This window comes from Streptomyces sp. NPDC019937, from assembly GCF_040631655.1.
Taxonomy (GTDB): Bacteria; Actinomycetota; Actinomycetes; order Streptomycetales; family Streptomycetaceae; genus Streptomyces.
On sequence record NZ_JBEYAL010000085.1, the window covers coordinates 1 to 17,673 of the forward strand.

At 70.6% G+C, this 17,673-nt stretch carries 15 protein-coding genes and 2 pseudogenes; 11 read left to right on the top strand and 6 right to left on the bottom strand.

Translation table 11 applies throughout. The features are described from left to right. Positions 1-184 precede the first annotated feature (184 nt). From ABZ562_RS40240 to ABZ562_RS40265, 6 genes and pseudogenes are all read left to right on the top strand, one after another. The gene (locus ABZ562_RS40240; RefSeq protein WP_361490186.1) at positions 185-808 is read left to right on the top strand and encodes a TetR/AcrR family transcriptional regulator; all 624 of its coding nucleotides are present in this window, start codon (positions 185-187) and stop codon (positions 806-808) included. Positions 809-911: 103 nt separating this feature from the next. Further along, positions 912-1,877 carry a zinc-dependent alcohol dehydrogenase family protein gene (locus tag ABZ562_RS40245; protein ID WP_361490188.1) on the top strand — a complete coding sequence of 322 codons (966 nt, stop codon included), beginning with the start codon at positions 912-914 and terminating at the stop codon, positions 1,875-1,877. A gap of 294 nt (positions 1,878-2,171) precedes the next feature. Further along, positions 2,172-3,014 carry an MBL fold metallo-hydrolase gene (locus ABZ562_RS40250; protein WP_361490191.1) on the top strand — a complete coding sequence of 281 codons (843 nt, stop codon included), beginning with the start codon at positions 2,172-2,174 and terminating at the stop codon, positions 3,012-3,014. A 66-nt stretch (positions 3,015-3,080) separates the two neighbouring features. Further along, positions 3,081-4,034: a D-2-hydroxyacid dehydrogenase family protein gene (locus tag ABZ562_RS40255; RefSeq protein WP_361490194.1), complete on the top strand. Its 954-nt coding sequence runs from the start codon at positions 3,081-3,083 to the stop codon at positions 4,032-4,034. A gap of 48 nt (positions 4,035-4,082) precedes the next feature. Further along, positions 4,083-4,394, top strand: a complete 312-nt coding sequence (locus ABZ562_RS40260; RefSeq protein ID WP_361490222.1) for a hypothetical protein — start codon at positions 4,083-4,085, stop codon at positions 4,392-4,394. After that, positions 4,333-4,659: pseudogene (locus ABZ562_RS40265) on the top strand (metallophosphoesterase family protein); the annotation flags it as partial. The gene ABZ562_RS40260 and the pseudogene ABZ562_RS40265, both read left to right, overlap by 62 nt. Before the next feature lie 203 nt (positions 4,660-4,862). On the opposite strand, the gene ABZ562_RS40270 reads toward ABZ562_RS40265, so the two are convergent. The 5 genes from ABZ562_RS40270 to ABZ562_RS40290 all read right to left on the bottom strand — a co-directional run bounded on the left by ABZ562_RS40270 (position 4,863) and on the right by ABZ562_RS40290 (position 9,865). Beyond that, the gene (locus ABZ562_RS40270; RefSeq protein ID WP_361490197.1) at positions 4,863-6,773 is read right to left on the bottom strand and encodes an integrase; all 1,911 of its coding nucleotides are present in this window, start codon (positions 6,771-6,773) and stop codon (positions 4,863-4,865) included. Beyond that, on the bottom strand, positions 6,770-8,488 hold the full coding sequence (locus ABZ562_RS40275; RefSeq protein ID WP_361490200.1) for a hypothetical protein: 1,719 nt from the start codon (positions 8,486-8,488) through the stop codon (positions 6,770-6,772). Before ABZ562_RS40275 ends, ABZ562_RS40270 begins: the two co-directional genes overlap by 4 nt. After that, positions 8,485-8,877 carry a hypothetical protein gene (locus tag ABZ562_RS40280; RefSeq protein ID WP_361490202.1) on the bottom strand — a complete coding sequence of 131 codons (393 nt, stop codon included), beginning with the start codon at positions 8,875-8,877 and terminating at the stop codon, positions 8,485-8,487. The genes ABZ562_RS40275 and ABZ562_RS40280 overlap by 4 nt, the downstream gene beginning before the upstream one ends. A gap of 97 nt (positions 8,878-8,974) precedes the next feature. Continuing rightward, on the bottom strand, positions 8,975-9,673 hold the full coding sequence (locus ABZ562_RS40285) for a hypothetical protein (protein ID WP_361490205.1): 699 nt from the start codon (positions 9,671-9,673) through the stop codon (positions 8,975-8,977). Between the two features lie 21 nt (positions 9,674-9,694). Continuing rightward, positions 9,695-9,865 carry a hypothetical protein gene (locus tag ABZ562_RS40290; protein ID WP_361490207.1) on the bottom strand — a complete coding sequence of 57 codons (171 nt, stop codon included), beginning with the start codon at positions 9,863-9,865 and terminating at the stop codon, positions 9,695-9,697. Between the two features lie 130 nt (positions 9,866-9,995). On the opposite strand from ABZ562_RS40290, the pseudogene ABZ562_RS40295 reads away from it, so the two are divergent. The 3 genes and pseudogenes from ABZ562_RS40295 to ABZ562_RS40305 all read left to right on the top strand — a co-directional run. Beyond that, positions 9,996-11,297 (top strand): annotated as a pseudogene (locus ABZ562_RS40295) (DEAD/DEAH box helicase); the annotation flags it as partial. Further along, positions 11,294-12,607, top strand: a complete 1,314-nt coding sequence (locus ABZ562_RS40300) for an SWF or SNF family helicase (protein ID WP_361490209.1) — start codon at positions 11,294-11,296, stop codon at positions 12,605-12,607. The pseudogene ABZ562_RS40295 and the gene ABZ562_RS40300, both read left to right, overlap by 4 nt. A gap of 132 nt (positions 12,608-12,739) precedes the next feature. After that, positions 12,740-13,837: a pectinesterase family protein gene (locus ABZ562_RS40305; protein WP_361490212.1), complete on the top strand. Its 1,098-nt coding sequence runs from the start codon at positions 12,740-12,742 to the stop codon at positions 13,835-13,837. Positions 13,838-13,930: 93 nt separating this feature from the next. Here the strand turns inward: ABZ562_RS40305 and xylA are convergent, their stop codons facing one another. Next, positions 13,931-15,103: a xylose isomerase gene (xylA, locus tag ABZ562_RS40310; RefSeq protein ID WP_361490214.1), complete on the bottom strand. Its 1,173-nt coding sequence runs from the start codon at positions 15,101-15,103 to the stop codon at positions 13,931-13,933. Between the two features lie 125 nt (positions 15,104-15,228). Here xylA and xylB point away from each other — a divergent pair, with 125 nt between their 5' ends. Both xylB and ABZ562_RS40320 read left to right on the top strand, forming a co-directional pair. Beyond that, on the top strand, positions 15,229-16,686 hold the full coding sequence (gene xylB, locus ABZ562_RS40315; RefSeq protein WP_361490217.1) for a xylulokinase: 1,458 nt from the start codon (positions 15,229-15,231) through the stop codon (positions 16,684-16,686). Positions 16,687-16,732: 46 nt separating this feature from the next. Continuing rightward, the coding region (locus ABZ562_RS40320; RefSeq protein ID WP_361490219.1) for an ROK family transcriptional regulator at positions 16,733-17,673 on the top strand (941 nt) is incomplete at its 3' end.

The following is a 17,673-nucleotide window of genomic DNA, read 5'->3' on the forward strand; positions in this document are numbered from 1 at the left end:
TCAGTCCTCCACAGGTTTGCCGACTGACACGACTTTGTTGACTACCTGGACCACAATGGAAGCATGAAGTGGTCCAATCAGTCAACAAAGCGAAGGGCGTCAGGCGATCCGTCCATGCCGGCACGGAGGGCCGGGTTGCCGACCGTTGTGGTCCATCTGGACCACAATGAGGTATCGTGAGGTCATGGGGCGAAACCGAGGCTTCGACGAGACCACCGTGCTTGATGTTGTCCGCGACCGGTTCTGGACCACCGGATTCGACGGCACGTCCACCTATGACCTCATGGATGCGACCGGCCTGGGCAAGGGCAGCATCTACAAGGCGTTCGGCAACAAGCACGCCCTTTATGTGCGCGTTTTCTCCGACTACTGCCAGGGCCTCGTCGCCCAGGCCCGCGAGGAGCTGCGGGAGGGCCCGCACGCGGTGCTCACCTCGCCGATGGCCCGCCTGGAGCGCTACGTCGCCTCACTCGCCGACGCCTTCGCGACCGAGTCGCCCCGCCGGGGATGCTTCCTCAGCAAGGTCACCGCGGACCGCGCCGGAGAGGACGACATGGTGGCGGGCACGGCCCGTCGCGCGTTCGAGGATCTCGCCGGCGCCCTCGCGTCCGCGCTACGCGACGCCCAGGACGCGGGAGAAGTGGCCGAGCACGCCGACGCCACGGCCCTGGGATATCTGCTGCTGAGCGTGATCAGGGGCATCGACAACATGGCCAAGGCGGGTGTCGACGGCACGACGCTCCGGCAGACGGCCCAATCGGCGCTGGAGCTGATCCCCAGGGCGGACGCACCGAACGTGCGGCGCTGACATTCCCCCCTCTCGTCCAACGACGGACATGCCGCGGCGGACATAAGCAAAATGTGCAGTTCGACTGTGGCGAAGAGCTCGCCGCCTCTCACCCGGAGTCCCCATGCGTGCCATCCAGATCACCCAGTTCGGAAAGCCGGAGGACGTCGTACGCGTCGTCGATCTCCAGGAGCCGAACGCTCCCGGCGCCGGCGAGGTCAAGGTCGCGGTCGAGTTCTCACCGCTGAACCTGCACGACCTCAAGGTCGTCAGGGGCGAGCTCGGGCGGCCACCGCTCCCGCTGGTCCTCGGCAACGAGGGTGTCGGCCGGGTTGTCGAGGCGGGCCCCGGCGTCGACACGCTCGCGGCGGGCGACCTGGTGGTTCTGCCGCTGTTCGCCGGTGCCTGGCGCGAGCGGCTGCTGCTGCCCGCCGACGGGCTGTTCCGGCTGCCGGAAGGCAGCGTCGAGCAGTTCTCGATGCTGGGCAGCAATCCGCCCACGGCCGGTCTGATCCTGAGCGAGTACGCCGACCTGAGGCCCGGGGACTGGATCGTGCAGAACGCCGCGAACTCCGGCGTCGGACGTTCCCTGATCGCCCTGGCGAAGGCCCGCGGATTCCGGACGATCAACTTCGTCCGGGACGAGTCCGTGTTCGCCGAACTGACCGCGGCCGGCGCGGACATCGTCCGCCTCGACGGCGCGACGGCGGCCGAAGAGGTTCGCAAGGCGATCGGCGATGCCCGGGTCGGGCTCGCCGTCGACTCGGTGGGCGGCGACGCTCCCGCCCGCCTGCTCGACCTGCTGTCCGAGGGCGGTGCGCTCGTCAGCTACGCCTCGGCGACCGGGCAGCCGATGTCCGTCGACGCACTGACCCTGATCGGCAAGCGCGCGACGGTACACGGATTCTTCGCCGGCCATTTCGACTACGCGACAAAGGTGCTCCCCGTCATCCGCGAGGCCGCGCCCCTGGTCGCGAGCGGAGCCCTGTTCGTTCCGCTAGGTGCCGTATTCGACCTCGATGACGTCCATACGGCGATCGAGCAGGTCGTCCGCGGCGGAAAGACCCTGCTCAAGGTGGCCCGGTCATGACGATCTCCGGAGGAACTCGCACCGTCGCGGGTCCCGCGCGGACGCGAGCCGAGCCGTAGCAGGGCGTTCGAAGCGGCATCAGGGCCATTCCGCCGGGGACGATGACAACCCGGCGCCTGGCCTGACCTGCCGGAACTCTCCAGACCACCGCGTGCACGCCGGCAACGCGCGCCACGGGTTTCCAGCGTGTGGGATGTAGATCCACTGATCAATAGTGCTCACCCTCGCCAGGCAAACCGCCGCTCATTCGCGAGTTCGGTGAGGGGCAGCCCCTGCCACGAGAGAAGTACCGAGATGCCCGAACTGTCCTACGAAGTCCTCGTCTCTGACGGCGTTCCCCGGAAGACCGATCTTCAGCTGCCGAACGGCGACGGGATCGTGTCCTCGCCGATCTCATCCACCCTGATCACCGGAGAACGCGACGCGGTCCTGGTGGACCCGCCGCTGACTCACACCCAGATCGCGCAGGTCGCCGAGGGCTTGGCGCGCTCAGGGAAGCGTCTGGCGTTCGTCTACGTCACCCACGGCCACCCCGACCACTGGTTCGGCACCGCGACGCTGCTGGAACGGTTCGGCGACGCCGACAGCGTGGTGTACGCCACCGAGGGCACCATCCGGCAGATGCGCAGCCAACTGGAGAGCAAGGACAAGGGGTTCGCGAAGACCTTCCCCGGGGTCCCGGAGAACACCCCGGTCCTCGCCGTGCCCGTGCCGACCGAGGGATTCCGGCTGGAGGGCCGAGTCCTCCGGGCCGTCGAGACCGGTCACACCGACACCGACGACTCCAGCGTCCTGCACGTGCCGTCGATCGGTCTCGTCGTCGCCGGGGACGTGGTCTACAACGGCGTGCACCTGATGATGCTCGAAGGCGGTGACGGCGGCCTTCAGGCGTGGTTGGACGGCATCGACCGGCTCGCCGCACTCGATCCGCGCCACGTGGTCGCCGGCCACAAGAAGGCAGACCTGCCCGACGACCCGAAGATCCTGGACGAGACCCGGCAGTACCTGCGCGACGCGATCCGGCTCCTGGCCGGCAAGCCGGAGCCGCTGGAGTTCTTCGAGGAAATGTCGAAGCTCCACGGTGACCGGCTCAACCCGGGACCCCTTTGGTACAGCGCCCTGGGCCTGCTCGCCTGAGCCACGCCGCCTCGCCACCCCGCGAAGACAGACGCATCACCTCGACGAAATACGGAGGTTGCCGACATGGCCACCCGCATGAAGATCGCGATCCTCGACGACTATCAGAACGTCGCGACGAGCCTGGCCGACTGGGCGTCGCTCGTTGCCGAGGTCGTCGTTTTCACCGAGCCGTTCGCCGACGCCGACGAGGTGGTCCGTAGCCTCGCCGGGTTCGACGTGCTCGTGGCCATGCGGGAGCGCACGCGATTCCCGGCCGAGGTCCTGGAGCGGCTGCCCGACCTTCGGCTCCTGGTCAGCACCGGCCCGGCCAATGCCGCCATCGACCTTACGGCCGCCCACAGACTCGGCATCACGGTGTGCGGGACCCGCTATGAGTCCCACCCCACCATCGAGCACACCTGGGCGCTGATCCTCGGTGCCACGAGAAACCTGGTCGTCGAGGCGGAGTCGATGCGCGCCGGCGGCTGGCAGGTATCGGTCGGCGAGGGGCTGCACGGCAGGACTCTCGGCATTCTCGGCCTCGGTCGCGTCGGCTCCGGAGTGGCACGGATCGGACAGGCCTTCGGAATGGACACCATCGCATGGAGTCGGAACCTGACCCCCGAAACCGCCGCCGAGCACGGCGTGCGGGCGGTGACGAAGGAGCGACTCTTCACCGAAAGCGATGTGCTCTCGATCCACGTACCGCTCAGCAAGCAAACACGCGGGCTGGTCGGCGCGGCGGAACTCCGGTCGATGAAGCCCTCGGCCCTCCTGGTCAACACCTCACGCGGACCGGTCGTCGACGAGGTCGCCCTGATCGACGTCCTGCGTGAGGGCGCGATCCGAGCAGCCGCCCTCGACGTGTACGACACCGAGCCGCTACCCGCGGACCACCCGTTGCGGGCGCTGCCGAACGCGCTGCTCACGGGGCACGTCGGATTCGTGAACCGCGACCTGTACGAGATTTTCTATCAGGACTCCGTCGAGGGCATCGCCGCGTTCCAGGCGGGTTCTCCCGTGCGGCTGATGAAGTAGGAGCCGAAGACGACGACCCGACCGACTCACACACCGCCTCTCTCCCATGTGACGGCTCCGACGCGGTTCGTCACGGCGAACCGAATTCGGTACGCCTGCCGGCGCTTCCGCGCCGAGACGGGCACACCGCTGGTGTTCCTGCAGCATTTCCGTGGCGGCATGGATCACTGGGATCCTGCGGTGACGGACGGACTGGCCGCGAACCGTCCGGTCATTCTGTTCGACAATACAGGCGTCGCAAGCTCCAGTGGCCAGACCCCGGACACCGTGGAAGCGCAGGCTGATGACGCGGCGGCGCTCTCTGCCAGTACACGGCCTTGGAAAGGCGCTGTTCTGTCACGCCACTCCTCGGGACGATGAAGAGGTCGTTCTGGTCGGCTCACGCCTCGACCGTTGGCGAGAAGTCCTCAGCGGGCTTGACACCGACATTCGCACGGTGGTCTGCGGGCACACACACATGCCGTTCGTCCGCCTCGCCCACGGCCGACTTGTGATCAACCGCGGCAGCATCGGCATGCCCTACGGACGGGCCGGCGCCCACTGGGCGCTCCTGGGCCCCGGCGTCGATCTACGCTCCACAGCCTTCGACATCGAGGCAGCCATCACCCAGGTCACCCAGGACTCAGCAGGGATTGTTCGCCCAGCCGCGGCATAGCCGCCCGGCGGCCCTCCGAGCAGCCTGCCTACCCCAGCCGACAGGGCAATACAGACATCAAGTCACGTACCGCCCTCTCAGAGACACTCCAACCAGCGATAGCACCACAGCTGTTGCACTAGCTAGAGTTCGACCACGAGTGGCTCAGCTGCACAAACCCGAGGTGCACACCACTACGACGGCCTCACTCCCCCAGAGAACCGCGGGAAGTCCCGTTTGACCAGACCGCCTTGGAACATGGGGCCGGTAGTGGCTTGGAGGAGAGCGCGGCGGGCTGCGGGACCGGAGATGCCTTCGCCGGCCTCGAATCGCTCAGCCAGATCGGCGGCGGCGTCAGCAGTGGCCAGCGCGGTCTCGATGTCAACGAGCTGGTGAATGCCGGAGCGGCTGCGGCTGCCATAGCGGCCCGACTCGTCGGTGTTCAACACTGTGCGCATGTGCCCGTACTGGATGGCGAGGGCGACCAGTCCTCCTGGTCGGCGTGCGATGTGCCAGGCGAGGCTTCGGCGGAAGCGTCCGAGTCCGATCTTGCCGTGCGGGTCGGGCGGGATCACTTCTTCTGAAAGGTCGTGGGCGTCGGCTTCCATATTTGCCCAGGTCACGAAGTCCTCGATCCGAGTCCGAATGGTGTCGGCAATCAGTGAGCCCGTCCGTGTGTTGGGGTGGGTCCGATTGTGGACAGAGGCGCCGAAGAGCAGGTCGCCCTCGGGGACGAGTCGCTCGAGGACTCTGATCGCGTTGACCACTGGGGCGATGGCAACCCAGGGGACCGCTCGTTCGGCTCCGCTGGGAAGGTAGTTACCGGTGTCCGGATCGGTCGCGGTCTTGAAGTGCCTGCTGCGGACCAGCAGATGCGGCTCGTCGTCGAAATCGTCGTCCAGCTCGTCCTCGTCGTCGAGGGAGTCGTCGACGTCTTCGGGCTGGATGCGCATCAGGTGCCGCCCTTGCCCGTCTTCTGGATCAGGGCAGCAGCCCGAGCGCATCGCGAGCACTTCCTGGGTGCGGGCGCCGGTCAGGTACGCGCAGACGATGAACACGGCCGTGATCAGGTGCCTGAGGAGTTCGCTGGTTTCGGTGTAGTCGATGCGCGAGCGCCAGGGGCTGCCGGCGATCTGTCCCGTGACTGCGACATCCAGTGGGCAGGGGCCAGGATCCGCGGTGACCAGGCTGTCGAGTCCGCGGTCCCGGTAGGCCAGTGCGACTTGCTTGAGGGAAGCGCCGGTGACGCCGGCGATGTACTGCCGGGCCAGGGCGGTCTTGCCGTTCTGGCGGGTCGAGGGCAGCGGACGCCGGGCCGTGAGGTGCTCGGTGAGGTAGGTGCGCAAGGACTCCCGGCCCTCGGGGGTGCTGGGCTGGGTGAGGGCTGCCTGGGTGAGGCGGACGGTCTCCTGGCGGGCGGCGATGATGTCGTCAGCCAGGTCGTCCACCAGGCGCAGGGCCCAGACCAAGAGCGGGCCCATGACTTCTTCGCTCAGGGGCTCTCGTGCGTTTTCCGGTCCGCGGGGCGAGGCGGCGGGCAGGTAGTCGTCCATGCCTTCCTCGTCCCACGGAGGGCGGCGGATTCCGAGCGGCCGTGCGCTGAGCTCGTCGAATGCCCACAGCCGTGTCACCGCGGTCAGGGCCTTCCTCACGGTTCCCCGGGTAGTGATCGTCTCGCGGAGATGCTCGGCGTAGCGGCTGAACGCGTCGCGGTCGCACTCCGCGAAGCTGGTGAGGCCGTGCTTGTGCAGCCAGTCGGACATCCCCCACCACTGATAGACCGTATTTCGGGCGGTTCCGGGCGCGAGGCGGGTCCGCAGCCGGCTGCCGCGCTCGTGTACGAAAGTGTTGCGGAGTTCGCCGTTGAAGAACGTCCAGGTGATCAGCCTGAGTTCCTCGCGGAAGCCGTCGGGGCAAGAGGCCCAGGCGAGGCGGCTGTGTTCCATGCTCGGGTCGTCGATGAGCGGTGCGAGAGGCCAAATCGCGTCGCTGTAGTGGCCGTTGAGGTGAGCGTGGCGGGCGATGACCAGGTGCGCGGGAAAGACCGGGGTGTCCGGGTCGGGCAGTGGCAGCACATAAGGGTCGGCTTCGAAGGGAGCGGTCACGGGTTGAGGTATCCGTTCAGCAGGTTGTCGACGATGGTGCGGTCGAGGTCGGTGATCCTCGTGCGCGCCTGCTGCCAGGCGCCGGGGCCAACTTTCCGCTGCAGGTCATCCAGCCGAGCATGAGCGTCGCCCCACCGCCGTTCCCAAGCGGGCGCCGGCAGCACGGTGCGAGCGTTGACCAGGGCCTGGTGCAGCAGCACGAGGCGAGGGTGGTGATCTGCGTGGACGCGGGCGTTCTCGCAGGCCAGGCAGAGAAGGAATGAGGCCCCGCAGCCGCCGTTCGGCAACGGCGCGGGACCACCTTCGGTCCCGGAGCAGTCCGCGGTGGCGGTCTCACCGTGCTCGGCAGATCGTTGGTCGACCAATCGGGCGCGCAGTTGCACCTGGCGTCGCGCGGTGCGGACTGCGGCAGCTGCACCAGCCGCGACGATCGGTGCTGCTTCCCGCTGAACTCGCTTGTCCGGCAGCACGTACCGGCGTTCATGCGTGTCGAGGCTGTGCTGGGACGGCTCTCCGCGCTCGACCACAACCGTGCGCCGCCCCCGCTGGAACGGCGACCCTGTTCCTGTCTTCTTCCCCCAGACTGCCGCGTCGTTGCCGTCCAGGCCGAACCGGATCGGGCCGACGATGACCCGTCGCGACTTGTCGGTGGTCTCCCGGCGTTGCAGCGGGCGCCAGCCGACGAAGCGATCGATGCCCGGGGCAAGGTCATTGGCCAAGGCGCGGGCGAAGCGGGTTGCTCCCAGCGCTTCGGTGATCAGTCTGCCGGGAGACCCCGCGCCGGTGTCGGCGACGTTTTCACTCTCGAACCGTTTGCCCTTGTGCTTCCAGACTTTGATGTTGTAAGTCGGGTGTCCGTCCCCGCCGAAGTCCGGAGCCGCCGTGGGTGTGGGCATCACGTTGATCACACTCAGGTTCCAGCCGAACTCTGCCATCAGCAGCACTCCGAGCGAGACGGCTTCCATCCGGTCCAGGAACAGCCGCTTCCACAGGGTCTCCGCGTCGTTGCCTCCCAGCGCCCGTCGATACCGTTGCTGTACGTCTCCTCTGCTGTAACGGGGAACGTCTGCCGTGCGCGCGATGATGTCCAGGGCTTCGCCGAGCAGTCCATCCGGGCTGTCGGGCGAGAATGCGCCCTCGTGCCACTGATGGAGGTGCGCGGTGTTCTCCTCAATGCGCAACCGGGCAGAGCGGAAGATCCGCAGGGCCGTCAGCTTGATCTGTCCGAGTTCGGCCGACTCATAGGACTCCTGGTCGCGGGGAAGCAGCGGGACACGGCGGGTCAGCGCTTCGGCGACCGGACCCTGCTGAAGTCTCGCGTCCTCGATCAGCAGGCTCCGCACTTGCCGGAACGCAGCCCGGCTGCCCTGGCGATCCTTCTGCTGCAGCCACCAGCCGTTCACCAGCGCAGCAGTCAAGCCCTCCAGGTCCTGCGGAGGTTTCACGCATTCGGACAGGTACTTGGTGAACGCCCTGATGTTCTTGAACGCTCCTTTGGACGTCCCATGCGAGGACCAGCCCTCGGTGACGGCCCCGAACAGCGTGGCCAGGGAACGCTGCATGGGTTCGGCGACCGGCAGCGTGGCGAAGTCGAACTCTCTCACGTGGCCGTCACGGTCGCGGTGGTGCACGACCCGGTCGTCGACTGGGTCCAGGACTGCCGGGGCCGAGTGGTCGGCCGGCGGCAGCGAAGCGGATCGTCCCCTGCGGCTCATGCGCTTCCCCCGGTCTGCTTGACGGTGAGCTTCGCGTCGATGTCCTGGATGCCCTCCGATTCCCTGGCGAGCTTCGCGAACACGCCGTCCAGGTCGGTCACCGCCTCGCCGGCCGGCTCCTCTGCTTCCCGCAGCAACGACGCCAGGTCCAAGTGCCGTACCGGCGCGAGATACGTATCGACGGTGATCTGCCGGGTGGCGTGGCCCAGCAGCCCCTGGACCATCTGCCACGGGTCCCCCAGGAGCTGCCCGTAGTGTCGGCGCTCGCGCGTGGTCAGGCCGAACCTGCGGTCGAGGACCTCGTTGAGGGTGACCAGCATCTTCAAGGCGAAGCTGTGACGCCCCGCGTGCACTCTGGCGTGCGGCCAGTAGACCTTGTGCGGATCCACCCGCTCATGCTTCGGAGGCGCCAGCACCTTCCGGCACCGCAGGTTTGCCGCGCGGAAGACGGCCTCCCACGAGTGCGGATGAAACGGCAGTCCCGCTTCATTCAGCCACAGCCACATCGGCTCCGGGCCTTGCGGGCCCTCCGTGAACAGGCACGTCCGCTCCAGGCGTCACCTCGGTAACCAGCCTCATCCCGGCCAAGCGGTCATAGCGGCCCTTGAGCTGCGCCTTGCGCACCGCCCACGCCCGGGAGCCGTCCGCGTACGACTCGATGTCCCGCGCCGACTCCGTGGACGCGTAGTAGGTCCGGGCCGCCTTCGCCCGCGTCGACTCCGCAGCCAGCCGGCCGAAGCAATAGCGGCTCTTGCCGAGCCGGGTGGCCGGAACCTCGAACGTCAGCAGTGCCCCAGCCTCCTGACGACGCAGTCCCGATGACACCACCAGCCGCGTGAACGCCACGTTCCTGTCTTCCAATCGTCCCATCCACCCCGGCTCCACGAGGTCCTGGGCGTCGTGCCCGCACAAACCAACGGCGATCCACAAGCGCCACGACCTCGGCGTGAGCCAGTGCATACCCGAGGCTGGCTTCACCGGTTCCAGACCCGCGGGCACCTCACGTACCTCACCCTCGCGCCCGACGACCTCCCGCACGGCTACCGGGCTGTCCGTGACATACCGCTTCCGCTTCGCCCATTTGAAGAACGCTGCGAAAGCGGCGAGTTCACGATTCGATTTCGAGGCCCCGACTCGCCCCGGATTCTGCGGAGCCTTGAACCGCCAGTCCTTGAAATCTTCCAAGTCCTTATCTCTAGCGTCCGATCAACTTCTTCCCCGGCTCCACAAGAACGTCAGCAGCAGCACCAGGTCGACGGCGTAATTGCGCCGCGTCTCCGCCGCGTGCCCCCGAAACGTCGCCGACTGCCCGTACCGGCACAGCACAGGATCGATCCGGTAATCCGGCGCGACGAAGACCGCATCGCCCTCCCGCATTTCAAAGTCGGCACCTACGAGACCCGACCCTCCGGACCGCTCCCACCAGTCCGCACCCACCCAGAACACTCGCCACACAGCTCCACGCACCCCCTCCTGTAGCCCTTCAACACACTGAACCTATAGGGAACTGATCGCGCTGCATCTGCACCGGCAGGACGTGCCGGAGGCCTCCGGGCCCACCCTGGTGGTCTGCCCCACCTCGCTGATGGGGAACTGGCGACGCGAGATCGAACGGTTCGCGCCGGGCACCCCGGTGCGCCGCTACCACGGCACGGCGCGCAGCCTGGACGGCCTCGCGGACGGGGAGTTCGTCCTGACCACGTACGGCACGATGCGGCTCGACGCGCACCGGCTGGCCGACGCGGGCCCCTGGGGCATGGTCGTCGCCGACGAGGCGCAGCACGTCAAGAACCCGTTCTCGGCGACCGCCAAGCGCTTGCGCACCATCGGCGCCAAGGCGCGGGTCGCGCTCTCGGGCACCCCCATCGAGAACAACCTCTCCGAGCTGTGGGCGATCCTCGACTGGACCACGCCCGGGGTGCTGGGCACCCATGACGTGTTCCGCAGGCGCTACGCCCAGGCGGTGGAGAGCGGCAGCGACCCGGCCGCCGCGGAGCGGCTGGCGAAGCTGGTCCGTCCCTTTCTGCTGCGGCGCCGCAAGTCCGACCCGGGCATCGCGCCCGAGCTCCCGCCGAAGACCGAGACGGACCGGGCGGTGGCGCTCACCAAGGAGCAGGCCGGGCTGTACGAGGCGGTGGTGCGGGAGATCCTGGCGGAGATCTCGGACAGCAGCGGGTTCGAGCGGCGCGGACTCATCGTCAAGCTGCTGACCGGACTGAAGCAGATCTGCAACCACCCGGCGCAGTATCTGAAGGAGGACCGGCCCGTGGTGCCCGGCCGGTCCGGGAAGCTGGAACTGCTCGACGAGCTGCTGGACACCATCCTCGCCGAGGGCGCGAGCGTCCTGGTGTTCACCCAGTACGTGCGGATGGCCCGGATCCTCGAGAGCCACCTGGCCGCGCGCGGAGTACCGGCCCAGTTGCTGCACGGCGGTACGCCGGTGGCGCGCCGCGAGGAGCTGGTGCGGCGCTTCCAGGACGGCGAGACGCCGGTGTTCCTGCTGTCGCTGAAGGCGGCGGGCACCGGGCTGAACCTCACCCGGGCGGGCCATGTCGTGCACTACGACCGCTGGTGGAACCCGGCCGTCGAGGCGCAGGCCACCGACCGCGCGTACCGCATCGGCCAGACCCAGCCGGTGCAGGTCCACCGCCTCGTCACGGAGGGCACCGTGGAGGACCGGATCGCCGCGATGCTGGAGCGCAAACGGGAGCTGGCCGACGCGGTGCTGGGCTCCGGCGAGGCCGCGCTGACCGAACTGACCGACGCCCAGCTCGCGGAGCTGGTGGAGCTGAGGGGGACCGAGCGATGAGCCGCACGACCGATGAGCACGGGGACGCCGAGGACGCGCCCGGCGCCCGCCCCGAGCGCACCCTCGCCGCCCTGCCGCCGGCCCACGGCCGCGGCTTCGCCCGCACCTGGTGGGGCCGGGCCTGGCTGAAGGCCCTGGAGGACACCGCGCTGGACAACGCGCAGCTCAAGCGCGGCCGCAAGCACGCACGCGAGGGCGCGGTCGGCGCGGTGTGCGTACGGCCGGGGCGGATCACCGCGGTGGTACGGGACCGGGACCGCACCCCGTACCGCTCCGACGTGCTGCTGCAGGAGCTGGACGACGGCGAGTGGGACCGGCTGCTGGGGGTGGTCGCCGAGCGCTCGGGGCACATCGCCGCGCTGCTCGACCGCGACATGCCGCCGCAGCTCGTCGAGGACGCGGCCGCCGTGGGCGTCGATCTGCTGCCGGGGATAGGCGATCTGGAGCCGGAGTGCGCGTGCGAGGCGTGGGACCACTGCCCGCACACCGCCGCGCTGTGCTACCAGGTCGCCCGGTTGCTGGACGAGGACCCGTATCTGCTGCTGCTGATGCGCGGCCGCGGGGAGCGGGAGCTGCTGGACGAACTCCAGGTGCGCAGCGTGGCGCACGCCGCCCGGCACACCCCGCAGGCCGGGGAAGAGACACCCGCCGCGGCCCCTGAGGGCGTACCGGCTCAGGCGGCGTTCGCCGCGCCCGGCCGGCCCCCGCTGCCCGCTCCCCCACCGGCCGTCGCCGCGCCCGGCCGTCCCCCGGTACTCGCCGGTGGTACGGATCCGGCGCCCGGACTGGACGTGGCCGCGCTGGAGTTCCTCGCGGCGGACGCCGCCGTACGCGCTCAGCGGCTGCTGGCCGAGGCGCTGGCCCCCGGCCACGCCGCGTCCCCCGTCCCGGCCGCGCTGACGGAGTGGCAGGACACGGTGCGGCTGACCGCCGCCGGTCCCCCGGCCACGGTCGCCGCCCGGCTCGCCGCGGGCTGCGGGCGCGACCGCCTGGATCTGGCCCGCGCCGTACGGGCCTGGGAGCACGGCGGGACCGCCGCGCTCACGGTGCTGGAGGAGGAGTGGCCCCCGGACGCCGAGGCCCTGGCGCGCGCCCGCGCCCAGCTCGCCGCCGCCTGGGAGGAAGGCGAGCGGGCGCCCCGGCTGCGCGCGGCGGGCAACCGCTGGACGGCGCCGGATACCGATGCCCAGGTGCGCTACGGGCGTGACGGGCGCTGGTGGCCGTACCGCAAGGACCGGGGGCGCTGGTGGCCCGCCGGTCCGCCGTCCCGGGATCCGGAGGCCGCGCTGGCGATGCTCGCCGTGGACTGACGCGGCACCAGGCCGGGGCGTCGGTACCCCGGCGCGGACGCGGCGGCGGGGCGGCAACCTTTCGCGGGGGCGTGGCAACCGTAGGGCGTCAGAACACCCCCGACACACGCCTCCACGGGACGGAGATCCCCCATGCTCGCATCGCGTCCGCGCTCCCGGCGCCGCCGCCCCGGCCCGCTCGTCGGCCCCCTGGCCCTCGCCACCGGCGCCGCGCTGATCGCCGCTCCGGCCACCGGATGGTTCGGCGACGGCGGCCGGGCCCACGCGGCCGAATCCGCCGCAGCGGCGACCCTCGTCGTCGCCAAGGACGGCAGCGGTCAGTACACGACCGTCCAGGCGGCGGTCGACGCGGTCCCGGCGAACAACTCCTCCGCGGTCACCATCTCCGTCAAGCCCGGCACCTACCGGGAGACCGTGAAGATCCCCTCCAACAAGCCGCACATCCGGCTGGTGGGCAGCACCGGCAACAAGGGTGACGTGACGATCGTCTACAACAACGCCTCCGGCACCCCGAAGCCCGGCGGCGGGACCTACGGCACCGGCGGCAGCGCGACCGTCGCCGTCGAGGCGGACGACTTCCAGGCGCGCCATCTGCAGTTCGTGAACGACTTCAACGAGGCCAACACCAGCATCACCGACAAGCAGGCGGTCGCGCTGCGCACCGCGGCGGACAGGATCGTGCTGGACGACATCGGCGCGGTCGGCGACCAGGACACCCTGCTGCTGGACTCCGCGAGCAAGGCCACGACCGGCCGGGTGTACGTCAACAACTCCGTGATCCAGGGCAATGTCGACTTCGTCTTCGGCCGCGCCTCCGCCGTTGTCAACAAGTCGACGATCCGTCTCGTCAAGCGCTACGACGGCAGCTCCGGCGGCTATGTGGCGGCGCCCTCGACGGCGGCCGGGAAGAAGGGCTTCCTGTTCATCAACAGCAGCATCGGCGGGGACGTCGGCAACCGGTCGTTCTACCTCGGCCGCCCGTGGCACGCGGGCGGGGACGCGAGCCTCGATCCACAGGCGGTCGTCCGCAACACGAGCCTGTCGGCGGCGGTCAAAACCACGCCGTGGACGGACATGAGCGGCTTCTCCTGGAAGGACGACCGCTTCGCGGAGTACAAGAACACCGGCGCCGGTTCCGGTTCGGCGAGCGGCGATCGGCCGCAGCTGACCGACGCCCAGGCCGCCGACTACGAGATCGCGGACTGGCTCGCCGGCTGGCAGCCGTCCTGATCCGGCGGGGCCGGCGGGACCTCCGGGCTGAGCCGGTCCGGTGAACTTCGGTCGCCGGTCCCGTCGGGGGGCGGGACCGGCGGCCGACGGCGGTCAGCCGCGCGCGGCCAGCAGATGGTCCATGGCGAGCTGGTCCAGGCGCTCGAAGGCCATGCCCCGCTCGGCGGCGGCCTCGACATCGAACTCTTCGAAGGCGGTGCGGTCGGCAAGGAGCGCGGCCGGGGTCTCGCCCTCGTCCAGGGTGGGCCGGGCCAGCTCGTCCAGGCGCGAGGCGCGCAGCGCCTCCTGGACCTCCGGGTCGGCGCGGAAGGCGGCCGCGCGCTCCTTGAGGATCAGGTAGTTGCGCATGCAGCCGGCGGCCGACGCCCACACGCCCGCGATGTCCTCGGTGCGCGGCGGCTTGAAGTCGAAGTGGCGCGGCCCCTCGTAGCCCGCCGTCTCCAGCAGGTCGACGAGCCAGAAGGCGGCCCGCAGATCGCCCGCCCCGAACCGCAGGTCCTGGTCGTACTTGATGCCGGACTGACCGTTGAGGTCGATGTGGAAGAGCTTGCCCGCCCACAGCGCCTGGGCGATGCCGTGCGGGAAGTTCAGCCCGGCCATCTGCTCGTGGCCGACCTCGGGGTTCACCCCGTACAGCTCGGGCCGCTCCAGCCGCTCGATGAAGGCGAGCGCGTGGCCGACGGTGGGCAGCAGGATGTCGCCGCGCGGTTCGTTGGGCTTGGGCTCGATGGCGAAGCGCAGATCGTAGCCCTGCTCGGTGACGTACGCGCCGAGCAGGTCGAAGGCCTCCTTCATCCGGTCGAGCGCGGCGCGCACGTCCTTGGCCCCGCCGGACTCCGCGCCCTCGCGGCCGCCCCAGGCCACATAGGTCTTCGCGCCCAGCTCGGCCGCGAGGTCGATGTTGCGCAGGGTCTTGCGGAGGGCGTAGCGGCGGACGTCCCGGTCGTTGGCGGTGAAGGCGCCGTCCTTGAAGACCGGATGGGTGAAGAGGTTGGTGGTGGCCATGGGCACGGTCATGCCGGTGGCGTCCAGGGCCTGCCGGAAGCGCTTGATGTGCGACTCGCGCTCGGTCTCGGAGGCGCCGAAGGGGATGAGGTCGTCGTCGTGGAAGGTGACGCCGTACGCGCCGAGTTCGGCGAGCCGGGTGACGGACTCGACGGGGTCGAGCGCCGGGCGGGTGGCTTCCCCGAACGGATCCCGGCCCTGCCAGCCGACCGTCCACAGGCCGAAGGTGAACCGGTCCTCGGGGGTGGGGCTATAGCTCATCGCAACTCCCTCGCCTATTTCGTCAGGGCGCTTTACAAATTAGTATGCGCGAGCATTCCGGGGAAGCCCCGCTCAGGCCGGATGAGATTCGTCGCAGCACACAGGGACGCAAGGGAGAGCGCGAGATGGCAGCAGCAGCCGTACCCGTGCCGGAAGGACCGCTGGTCGTCGGCGTGGACAGCTCCACGCAGTCGACCAAGGCGCTGGTCGTCGACGCCGCGACCGGCCGGGTCGTCGCACGCGGCCAGGGTCCCCACGTCGTCGGCGGCGGAGCCGGCGGCGAGGGCAAGGAGAGCGATCCTGAAGCGTGGTGGGAGGCGCTGGCGGAGGCGCTGCGCCAGTGCGGTCCGCACGCCCGGCAGGCGGCCGCGGTCTCCGTCGGAGGACAGCAGCACGGGCTGGTGACGCTGGACTCCGCCGGCCGTCCGGTACGCCCCGCGCTGCTGTGGAACGACGTACGTTCGGCGCCGCAGCGCGACCGGCTGGTCGAGGAGCTGGGCGGCCCCAAGGCCTGGGCGGAGCGGATCGGCAGCGTGCCCGCGACGTCGTTCACCGTCACCAAATGGGCCTGGCTCAGGGAGAACGAGCCGGAGTCGGCCCGCGCCACCGCCGCCGTCCGGCTCCCCCACGACTACCTCACCGAACGGCTCACCGGATACGGCACGACCGACCGCGGCGACGCCTCGGGCACCGGCTGGTGGGCGTCGGGCACCGAGGCGTACGACGAGGAGATCCTCGGCCGGGTCGGGCTCTCCGCCGCCCTGCTGCCGCGCGTCCTGCGCCACGGTGAGGCCGCCGGGACCGTACGGGACCTGCCGGACCTGCCGCTGCCCACCGGCGCCCTGGTGGCCACCGGAACCGGCGACAACATGGCCGCGGCCCTCGGGCTCGGGCTGCGCCCGGGGCAGCCCGTGCTCAGCCTCGGCACCTCCGGCACCGTGTACGCGGTCTCCGAGCACCGGCCCGCGGATCCCACGGGGGTGGTCGCCGGGTTCGCCGACACCCGCGAGGCCTGGCTTCCGCTGGCCTGCACCCTGAACTGCACGCTCGCGGTCGACAAGGTCGCGGCGCTGCTGGGCCGGGACCGGGAGGCGGTGGAGCCGGGCGGCTCGGCCGTGCTGCTGCCGTTCCTGGACGGTGAGCGCACCCCGAACCTGCCCCATGCCTCCGGGCTGCTGCACGGGCTGCGCCACGACACCGGGCCGGGCCAGCTCCTCCAGGCCGCCTACGACGGCGCCGTCTTCGCCCTGCTCACCGCGCTCGACCAGGTGCTGGACGCGGACGCGGCCCGCGACACGCCGCTGCTGCTGATCGGCGGCGGCGCCAAGGGCACGGCCTGGCGGGAGACGGTGCGGCGGCTGAGCGGCCGCCCCGTCCAGGTGCCGCGGGCGCAGGAACTGGTCGCCCTCGGCGCCGCCGCCCAGGCCGCGGGGCTGGCGCTGGGCGAGGACCCGGCGGCGGTGGCGCGCCGCTGGGCGACCGCGGAGGGGCCGTCGTACGAAGCGGTGGAGCGCGACGAGGAGGCGCGGGAGCGCATCTCGCGGGTGCTGTCCGACGCGGACGGGCTGCTGCGCCGCGCCTGAACCCCGCCGGGCCCCTGAGAGACGGACGGTACGAGAGGAGACGACGGTGGCAGCGCCACTGCCCAACACCCAGCAGGCGATGCGCCGCCGCAACCTCTCCCTCGTGCTGCACGCCGTGGCCGCGCACGGGCCGCTCTCCCGCGCGTCCGTCGCGACCCGGGTGGGGCTGACCCGGGCCGCGGTCTCCACACTGGTGGAGGAGCTGATCCGGGACGGGCTGCTGGTCGAACTGGGCCCGTCCCGGCCCGGCACGGTCGGCCGCCCCGGGAGCGCGCTGCAGCTCAACGAGCGCGGTCCGGCCGGGATCGGCGCGGAGATAGGCGTGGACCATCTGGCCGTCTGCGCGGTGGACCTGGGCGGCCGGGTGCGGGCCCGTACGGAGGTGGCGTCGGCGAACCGGGACCGCGCCGCGGGCCCGGCGCTCGCCCGGCTCGCCGAGCTGGTCCGGCTGGTGGCGGCGGAGGCGTCGCGCGAGGGGCTGCGGCCGGCCGGGCTCGCGGTGGCGGTGCCGGGCCTGGTGGGGCGCGAGTCGTCGCTGGTGGTGCGCGCGCCCAACCTCGGCTGGGAGGGCGTGGACATCGGCCCCGCCCTGCGTGCCGCGCTGCCGGGACTGCCGCTGACCGTCGACAACGAGGCCAACCTCGGGGCGCTCGCCGAGTTGTGGCGCGGCGGCCATGACCCGGCGCCGCGCGACTTCGTCCATGTCTCGGCCGAGATCGGCATCGGCGCCGCGGTCGTGCTCGACGGGCGGCTGCTGCGCGGCACGCACGGCTTCGCGGGCGAGCTGGGCCATGTGCCGGTGCGGCCCGAAGGGCCCGCGTGCGCGTGCGGCGGGCGCGGCTGTCTGGAGAGTTACGCGGGCGAGGAGGCGGTGCTGCGGGCGAGCGGCCTGTCCCCCGAACAGGCCGCCGCCCAGCACCCCGGGCCCGGCGGCCGGATCGCCCTGCTGGCCGAGCGGGCGGCGGGCGGCGACCGCCGAGTGCGGCG

Bases quoted from the DNA above. Each gene is read 5' to 3' on its own strand.
- ABZ562_RS40275 (WP_361490200.1), bottom strand. From the start codon at position 8,488: ATGAGCCGCAGGGGACGATCCGCTTCGCTGCCGCCGGCCGACCACTCG.
- xylA (WP_361490214.1), bottom strand. From the start codon at position 15,103: ATGAGCTATAGCCCCACCCCCGAGGACCGGTTCACCTTCGGCCTGTGG.
- ABZ562_RS40290 (WP_361490207.1), bottom strand. From the start codon at position 9,865: ATGCGGGAGGGCGATGCGGTCTTCGTCGCGCCGGATTACCGGATCGAT.
- ABZ562_RS40305 (WP_361490212.1), top strand. From the start codon at position 12,740: ATGCTCGCATCGCGTCCGCGCTCCCGGCGCCGCCGCCCCGGCCCGCTC.
- ABZ562_RS40255 (WP_361490194.1), top strand. From the start codon at position 3,081: ATGGCCACCCGCATGAAGATCGCGATCCTCGACGACTATCAGAACGTC.
- xylB (WP_361490217.1), top strand. From the start codon at position 15,229: ATGGCAGCAGCAGCCGTACCCGTGCCGGAAGGACCGCTGGTCGTCGGC.
- ABZ562_RS40240 (WP_361490186.1), top strand. From the start codon at position 185: ATGGGGCGAAACCGAGGCTTCGACGAGACCACCGTGCTTGATGTTGTC.
- ABZ562_RS40250 (WP_361490191.1), top strand. From the start codon at position 2,172: ATGCCCGAACTGTCCTACGAAGTCCTCGTCTCTGACGGCGTTCCCCGG.
- ABZ562_RS40300 (WP_361490209.1), top strand. From the start codon at position 11,294: ATGAGCCGCACGACCGATGAGCACGGGGACGCCGAGGACGCGCCCGGC.
- ABZ562_RS40245 (WP_361490188.1), top strand. From the start codon at position 912: ATGCGTGCCATCCAGATCACCCAGTTCGGAAAGCCGGAGGACGTCGTA.